Annotated in this window: 1 protein-coding gene; it reads left to right on the forward strand. The window is 68.3% G+C overall.

Features of this window, described 5'->3' with window-relative positions; genetic code table 11:
• Positions 1–45: 45 nt before the first annotated feature.
• The gene (locus ACYUD3_RS38495; RefSeq protein ID WP_470981165.1) at positions 46–1,281 is read left to right on the forward strand and encodes an IS30 family transposase; all 1,236 of its coding nucleotides are present in this window, start codon (positions 46–48) and stop codon (positions 1,279–1,281) included.
• The last annotated feature ends 31 nt before the right edge of the window (positions 1,282–1,312 follow it).

Raw genomic sequence — 1,312 nt, forward strand, 5'->3', positions numbered from 1 at the left:
CTTCCGTTCTAGTGGTCGTCGCAACACCCCAGCTCAGGGGATGCGATGGAGTTCGAAACCCGCAAGGACCGACGGCCACAGGGGCGTAAGAGGCTGCACGCTGAGCGGGAGGAATACTTCCGGCTTGTGCAGCAGGGATACAGCAGTGGAGAGGCGGCCAAGCGTGTAGGCGTCCACCTGCGGACCGCTCGCGGGTGGCGCAACGGCCGCCTGCTCAACAGCGGCAGGGTCGAGCCGCCCGTTCGTTCGCAACGGGCGGCTGTTCCCGTTTCCTGCGGCCGGTACCTCGGTGAACACGAGCGCATCCACATTGCCGATCGGCTGCGGGAGAAGGCATCCATCCGCACGATCGCCGCTGAGCTGGGCCGCAGTCCCTCGACCATCAGCCGCGAGATACGCCGTAACGGCTCGCTCCGGCGGGGCACCGAGTGGACCTACCGGCCCTACGTCGCAGAGTCCCGCGCGGCTGCCCGCCGGCCCCGCCCCAAGCCCGGGAAAATCGGCCGGTGCCCCCAGCTGAGGGACTACGTTCAGGAGCGACTGGAACGGCGCTGGAGCCCTGAGCAGATAGCCCAGCAGCTCCGCCGGGACTTCCCCGACGACCCGGAGATGCGCGTGACGCACGAGACGATCTACCAGGCGCTCTACGTCCAGGGCCGTGGAGAGCTCCGCCGTGAACTCACCAAGGCTCTGCGGACCGGTCGGGCCCGCCGGCGCCCCCACCGCCAGGCATACAAGCGCCAGCCCAGATTCACAGCGCCCATGATGCTGATCAGCGACCGGCCCGCAGAGGCCGCCGACCGCGCCGTTCCCGGCCACTGGGAAGGCGACTGCATCGTCGGAGCGAATCACGGCTCCGCCATCGGCACGCTGGTCGAGCGGACTACCCGCTTCACCATGCTGGTGCACCTGCCCAACGGCCACCGGGCAGAGCACTTCCACCAGGCCCTCACCGCCACCATCAGCGCACTTCCGCCTCACCTGCGGAGGTCGCTGACCTGGGACCAGGGCAACGAGATGGCCGGCCACCAACTGTTCTCCACCGCCACGGACATGCCGGTCTACTTCTGCAACCCCGCCAGCCCCTGGCAGCGCGGTTCCAACGAGAACACGAACGGACTGCTGCGGCAGTACTTCCCCAAGGGAACCGACCTGTCACGGCACACCCGCGAGCGCCTGGACGCCGTCGCGGCCGAACTCAACAGCCGCCCACGCAAGACGCTCGGCTGGGAAACCCCAGCCGAGCGCCTGTCTAGACTGCTCGCCACCACACGTCAGTGATCACGTGTTGCGACGACCTCTGGAATCCGCC

The sequence above is a fragment of the Streptomyces sp. AMJ-169 genome (assembly GCF_055597585.1).

Bases quoted from the DNA above. Each gene is read 5' to 3' on its own strand.
- ACYUD3_RS38495 (WP_470981165.1), top strand. From the start codon at position 46: ATGGAGTTCGAAACCCGCAAGGACCGACGGCCACAGGGGCGTAAGAGG.